A 5,834-nucleotide genomic window follows, 5' to 3' on the forward strand; every position below is an offset into this window, starting at 1 on the left:
AAGGACATCGCTAAAGCAATGGCGCTTTTGTATGAAACACCTGTAAACTTGATTGTCCAGGGTAACGACAATAGTTTGTATTATTTTGGTGACAAATACATTCCTTTTATGTTCGATGCCAAAATTACCAACCCACCAAAAGGAACAGAGCGTAAGCGTGTAACCTTTACTGCCAAAAATGATGGATACTCTCACCCGATTGTACCATTAGCCAATACGGTTACTTTCGCAGTACAAGCGCTATCTTAATTTCAAAATCTGGAGTGACAAACTCTACTTTGTCACTCTTTTCTTTTCCTATCTATGGCACTCCAGAAATATAAAATTACCGATAAACAAAGCGCTGCCACCAATCACGTTTTTGTACTGGGTCAAACCAAATACATCAACGACAACCTCAGCGATGAGGAAGCGGCTGTTTTGTTTGAAAACGGAAACCCTTTTATTGCGCTTAACGAAAACTACGTTGAGCCTGAAGTAAAAGGCACTCCGACTTTATTAGAACTTTTAACCCCGAAACACTAAAATGAACATAGAAAGACTATTTGCTGATTTTCAATTGGCAGAAATGGAGCATAACGCTCAAAAAACCGAAGTGTCGCTTGAGAAATACGAAACAGCCAAATTTGCTTATGAACGTGCAGTTGAAAAATCAAAAGAGCCAGCACCCAAAAAGCAGACAGAAAAGCCAGCTCCTGCCAATACCAAGACAGCAGCTCCAGCGAACAACACTCCCAAAACTGAAGCACCCGTGGTGACGCCACCAGCTCCAGTACAAACACCACCAACTGAAGAAAAAGAAACTCAGGAGGCTAAAGGTGAAACTGAAGAAGAAAAAAAAACGGAGTAGAGTCAAACGAGACTGATCATAGCAGTGAAAAGCTAGAGCGGCTCATGATGCAGGCGGAAAGTTTGCATCGTGAAGCCGCTTTTTTGTCTAACAAGCTTCACACCTTCGACGATAAAGACGTAGAAGGTGTAAAGCCTATCATTGACCAGATCCGAGAAAAACGTGCAGCCTGGAAAGAATGCAGATTGCAAATTGCCTACTTCGAACGTTTTGGTAAACTACCAAGTGAAGAACGAAAAGAACAACAAAAGCTCAATCCTCAAAAGGAGGCAGAGCTCCGCTATGAATTGAGTTTGTTAAATACTGCTATTTGGAAGTTTGAGCAAAAAATGAAAGAAAAACCCGAAAGTAGCCGATTTAATGAATGGACTGAAAAACTAGCAAAAAGCAACTTGAGAAAAAAAGAAATTACAGAAGAACTCCTACGCCTTAAATATGAGACAGCATAATAAATACCTGGACAAAGTCTACGAAGAAATGAGCGTGTTCCGGGAACATTTGCTCACTGGTCGAGAGCTGACCCCAACTCAACAAGAAACCTTTGAAAAGATTAGCGTAGCCCGTGGGTGGCTCAAAGACGGATACTCCGATACGGAAGTAATCCAATGCTTGAAAAATGACCCGATTGTAAAAGTCCAAGACCGTAGAGCAAGGGAAATTTTGGCGATGGCCTACGAGACTTTTGCAGAGCTCCGTCAATTGCGAAACAAGGAAGGTATAAAGTTTATGTATGCTGAGCTATTTCGTGAAGCGGCGTATAAAGCTAAACAAGAACTTGACTGGGACGCATACATGAAGCTCATGAAGGAAGCCGCTAAAATTGATGGTGCTTATGACGAAATCAAATCCAATATGGAAGAGAAAAAGCGCCCAACCAAAATTGTGATCAAAAGAGTTGAGGTAAATAATAATTACAGTACTACACCAAAAGTTGAAGATACCAATTATGAGCTCATTGGAACAAATACAGAACATCCAAGTGAATGATAAGCAAGCGGACTTTTTGGAAACAGTCATGTTTAATCTATCTAGTGATGGCGTAAAAGTCGCTGGTATAGTAGGAGGGATTGGTTCTGGAAAGTCTGTTACTTTGGCGGATTTGTTAATGGTTATGAAAGAAGAGTTGCCTAGGGCAAAAGGGCAATTTGCCTGTATTACCATTACTCAAGCAAAACGTTCTTTGATGCCAGGCTTAAAAGCAACTTGGGGCGACGAAAATAGATGGAATTGTAAAGCTTACAACTGGGAAACGGGTCACGGCGAATACGTGCTTTGGCGTGAACCTCCCAAATCGTTTGATAGACCTTACCAGGAACCAGACGACTGGAGTAACTGCATAAGTTTTCCGAATGGTTTTGTCGTAGAGCTTTGTGCCTACAAATTGACACCTGATATACACCGTGGTAGAAACGACGATTTTGTTTTGTTGGATGAGGGTCTATTATTCAAACGTGAATGGCTCAAAATCCTTCAGGGTAGAATCAGAGCCAATAAAGGAAAATACCACTCCAATTTACATTGGGGATTTTATTTCTTTTCGTCACCTCCTTATGGTACAAGTGGGGATTGGATGTTTGACTATGAGGAATTGGCAAAAAAATTTCCTGAGAAATATTATTTCTGCCATATCAAGACCAAGGATAACCAGGCGTTTTTACCACCCGATTTTATAGATAACCTAAAAGAGACTCTCACGGATATTGAGTTTGATGTTGAGGTAGAAGGAAACAGACTGGGCAAAACACCAAAGACTTTTTACCCAGCCTTCAATTTACACACCCATTGCCCGGAGGAGCTGGAGTATTATCAGTCCAATAGACCCTTGGAATTGTCGGTCGATTTCAATGCCCACTTTACGAGCTGCACTATATGGCAGCCAGAAGGGTGGGAGCTACGAGAAATAGCCGATGCCTTCGTAAAGACCCCAAAGAACAACATGACCATGGCCGAGACCTTAGCTCTTAAGGTGGTAGAGCTGTACGAGAAGCACCCTAAAAAGGTCGTGTATATTACAGGGGATAGAAATGGGGGTAGTAAATCAGCAGGTACCAAAATGCGTGATGGGAAATGGCTTACTTTATTTGAGCTCTTTTCTGAAGTGTTTTCAGAGGCTGGTTGGGAAGTGTATTTGCATCCCCTAACTTTTAATTTAGAGGGTAAAGAAAAACATTTTCTGATACATGAAATTCTTTCTGAGAAAAAGCCTGATGAATATAAGCTTAGAATTAATCCACGTGGGGCTAAGTCTACGATACGATCTATAGAGATGACTCCTATCAATGAGGACTACAGCAAGAACAAGGACAGTGAGACCAAGTCCAGCGTACCACAGGAGCAAGCCACGCACCTATCGGATACCGTTGACTACTACATAACGTACAAGCGCAACCAAGGTATGGGTCACCTGCCAATGGGCTTTGAGATTGACTTCATGTAGCTTTCAGATATTCGCCACAACCAAAAGTGGAAATTTCCACCACGGCAAAGGGCGGGCTTTGGATTGTGAAATGATAGATGTTTTATTGATATATACTGAGTTAATTGTTTGATTAATAGGTTTATGGATATTTTTTTGTTGAAATTCTGGTGCATTTTTTTTACATTGAACACTTTCACAAGAATATTTAACTATAAATATATTGAAATAATGAAAATAGCTAGAGTTTTTCATCCTGTTGGTCAGGGCGCTTATTATACAGAAACACATAGTATTGATGAGTCCCGAAATATTAATTTTGTTTATGATTGTGGTTCTACAACATTATCAAATAAAAAAATGAAGCAATTTGTAGAGACTTCATTTCTTAAAGATACTGAGATTGAAATTTTGTTTATATCTCACTTTCATGCTGACCATATCAATGGTATAGAGTATTTGCATAAGCATACTAAAATCAAGACAGTCATCATTCCCCAACTTAATAATGAAGCGAAAACGCTTTGTAAAATCAACAATGCTTTAGGAGATAATTATTTAGATACAAGAATAATTGATGATCCTAGGGGATTCTTTGGAGATGATGTAAAAGTAATAGAGGTTATTCCCTTTGATGACACTTTACTTTCCGCGAATGCTAGTGATAATTTTATTGATATAGAGACCTTGTTAAATCCTGATTTAAATAACTCTATTCCAAGCGGTACACCATTAAGATTAACAAATAAAACCCCTTACTGGAATTATATACCATATAATATTTCTCATAAGCAAAGAAGCTCACTCTTTGTTTCAGAACTTGCAAATTTAGGTATTTCCAATATTGACATATTTAATGATGTTCAAGAAATATTGAATCAAAAAAAGCTTCTAATAAAAGCCTACAAGAAACTACAAGGAGACTTAAATGCCAATACTATGGTACTGATTTCCACATCAATTAAAATGGAGTATTTTCTTTCTGATGCAAAAATTGTCTATAGCAATAAAAGTTCTCTCTCAGTTATAGGTTTAGGAGGATGTTTGTATCTCGGTGACATTGATTTAGATGATAAAATAGGGCACAGTAATGAACGAGTTGATGAAGTCATAAGTAAACTTAGCTATTATAGTAATGTTCATATAGGAACAGTGCAGGTTGCTCATCATGGTTCTATTCATAATCATTCAAATAAAGTGTTTAATAAGAACTTAAGAACAGCTATAATTTCTTATGGGACAAACAACAGTTATGGACATCCATCAACTTTTGTTGTTGGAGACATTGCAATAAGTACTAATTGTTGCGATGTAATTCATATTACTGAAAGTAAAAGCTCTATTCATAATCAAATAATCCTAGAAGTGCCCGTACCAACTGATGATGTAGACTTCTTGAAATTTTTAAAATATGATTTACACAAACTTTTGATGAATAACATGTATTTTCTATTCAAGGAATACCTTATTGAAGATATTCCTTGATATAAACTACCTCTCCATCTCCAAAATCACTCGGCGCTCGTCGGCTTTACCGTATGCCTCCAGTGATCTGTCGGATTTGAGACCTAGTAAAACCTTGACAGCCTCTTTACTCCAGCCTTTTACATTGAGTAACCAGTCTGTTAAGGTTTTTCTACCAGCCTTTACCGACAGCTCCTCATGAAAATCAAGCTCGGCAGCAATGATTTTTAACCAGGTATTCATTTTCTGATTCGATTTGATTGGGAGATTTTCCCAACCGCCGTATTTTTCAATTATATCGTTAACCTCTTTAAAAAACGGAACTTTCGCTTTTACGTTGGTCTTTACTCTTTCCCAAAAAATCCAGTCTTTACCGTCTAATCCTTCCACGATAGCCTTTTTGTAATCTGTCTGGATATTCCTCAAATCCTGATAGTGAAACCCTGTACGACAATACACAATAAAGACGTCGGCCACTTCCTGAGCAGACTTGTTTTTAAACTTGTGAGCCTTGAGCTTTTCAAATTGCTCGTCGGTCAAATACACGTGAGGCTTTTGTTTATCCATAGGTATTCGATAATAATGTAGCGGGTTTGTAGGTAACATTTTGTGTAAAACGGCCCAGTTTAAAAGCCTTTTGATAGACTGGGAGTACTTTCTAATAGTAGCTTCTTCAAATTTTGCCACATTGGCCAAATACCTACGATATTCTATAAAATCCGCCAGCTCGAAGCTTTCCAAATACATCATGTGTTGTTTTTTCGAAATCAAGAACTCTAAGAACTTCTCTCTGTGGTTTCGATAGGTTTTAATCGTTCCTTCAGATAGGTTCGGGTCACGCTTAATGTCGATCATGTAGCGATCAAAAACCTGCATAATTGTCAGGTCGTCTTGATTCTCGTAAGCTTGCTTGATTTGTTGGGCTGTGAAGGGCTTTTTCTTTCGTAGAAATTCATTGTAAATAGCGAGTAGCTCTGTTCGTTTAGCAAGAAGTTGTTCGTTTTTAAAAGAATGATGTGGGTCTTGAGACTTTACTGTTTTAGTGGCTGTGTCCCAATGATCAACGAGTATTTCGATGTTAGTAGAACCAAGTTCGACACGTTG

Annotated in this window: 8 protein-coding genes; 7 read left to right on the forward strand and 1 reads right to left on the reverse strand. The window is 38.5% G+C overall.

Annotated elements, in window-relative coordinates:
* From GVN22_RS26655 to GVN22_RS26685, 7 genes are all read left to right on the forward strand, one after another.
* Positions 1–249 (forward strand): hypothetical protein (locus GVN22_RS26655; RefSeq protein ID WP_166554052.1); only part of this gene is annotated, 249 nt, incomplete at its 5' end.
* Positions 250–303: 54 nt separating this feature from the next.
* Complete coding sequence (locus tag GVN22_RS26660) at positions 304–525, forward strand: hypothetical protein (protein ID WP_166554053.1); 222 nt, start codon at positions 304–306, stop codon at positions 523–525.
* Position 526: 1 nt separating this feature from the next.
* A complete protein-coding gene (locus GVN22_RS26665; RefSeq protein WP_166554054.1) occupies positions 527–850 on the forward strand; it encodes a hypothetical protein in 324 nt (107 codons plus the stop codon).
* 44 nt (positions 851–894) lie between these two features.
* A complete protein-coding gene (locus GVN22_RS26670; protein ID WP_166554019.1) occupies positions 895–1,299 on the forward strand; it encodes a hypothetical protein in 405 nt (134 codons plus the stop codon).
* Positions 1,286–1,837, forward strand: a complete 552-nt coding sequence (locus GVN22_RS26675) for a hypothetical protein (protein WP_166554055.1) — start codon at positions 1,286–1,288, stop codon at positions 1,835–1,837. Before GVN22_RS26670 ends, GVN22_RS26675 begins: the two co-directional genes overlap by 14 nt.
* Positions 1,797–3,287, forward strand: a complete 1,491-nt coding sequence (locus GVN22_RS26680) for a terminase large subunit domain-containing protein (RefSeq protein WP_166554056.1) — start codon at positions 1,797–1,799, stop codon at positions 3,285–3,287. The genes GVN22_RS26675 and GVN22_RS26680 overlap by 41 nt, the downstream gene beginning before the upstream one ends.
* A 210-nt stretch (positions 3,288–3,497) precedes the next feature.
* On the forward strand, positions 3,498–4,751 hold the full coding sequence (locus GVN22_RS26685; protein WP_166554057.1) for an MBL fold metallo-hydrolase: 1,254 nt from the start codon (positions 3,498–3,500) through the stop codon (positions 4,749–4,751).
* 6 nt (positions 4,752–4,757) lie between these two features.
* Here GVN22_RS26685 and GVN22_RS26690 read toward each other — a convergent pair.
* Positions 4,758–5,834, reverse strand: a 1,077-nt coding sequence (locus GVN22_RS26690) for a phage integrase SAM-like domain-containing protein (RefSeq protein ID WP_166554058.1), incomplete at its 5' end; no start/stop codon positions are given.

The organism is Cellulophaga sp. BC115SP, from assembly GCF_009905545.1.
GTDB classification, from domain to species: domain Bacteria; phylum Bacteroidota; class Bacteroidia; order Cytophagales; family Spirosomataceae; genus Flectobacillus; species Flectobacillus rivi.